The 582-nt window shown below is 54.8% G+C and carries 1 rRNA gene; it reads right to left on the bottom strand.

Annotated elements, in window-relative coordinates:
- Positions 1 to 582: ribosomal RNA gene (locus NNN71_RS24930) — 23S ribosomal RNA — on the bottom strand; the annotation flags it as partial.

Here is a 582-nt window from a genome sequence, read left to right as displayed (position 1 = left end):
GTCAGGGAGAACTCATCTCGGGGCAAGTTTCGTGCTTAGATGCTTTCAGCACTTATCTTTTCCGCATTTAGCTACCGGGCAATGCCATTGGCATGACAACCCGAACACCAGTGATGCGTCCACTCCGGTCCTCTCGTACTAGGAGCAGCCCCCCTCAATTCTCCAGCGCCCACGGCAGATAGGGACCGAACTGTCTCACGACGTTCTAAACCCAGCTCGCGTACCACTTTAAATGGCGAACAGCCATACCCTTGGGACCTACTTCAGCCCCAGGATGTGATGAGCCGACATCGAGGTGCCAAACACCGCCGTCGATATGAACTCTTGGGCGGTATCAGCCTGTTATCCCCGGAGTACCTTTTATCCGTTGAGCGATGGCCCTTCCATTCAGAACCACCGGATCACTAAGACCTGCTTTCGCACCTGCTCGAGCCGTCACTCTCGCAGTCAAGCTAGCTTATGCCTTTGCACTAACCTCCTGATGTCCGACCAGGATTAGCTAACCTTCGTGCTCCTCCGTTACTCTTTAGGAGGAGACCGCCCCAGTCAAACTACCCACCAGACACTGTCCGCAACCCGGAT

It is taken from the genome of Kluyvera sp. Awk 3, from assembly GCF_028069715.1.
Lineage (GTDB): Bacteria > Pseudomonadota > Gammaproteobacteria > Enterobacterales > Enterobacteriaceae > Kluyvera > Kluyvera georgiana_A.
This window is presented reverse-complemented; position numbering and strand designations above follow the sequence as displayed.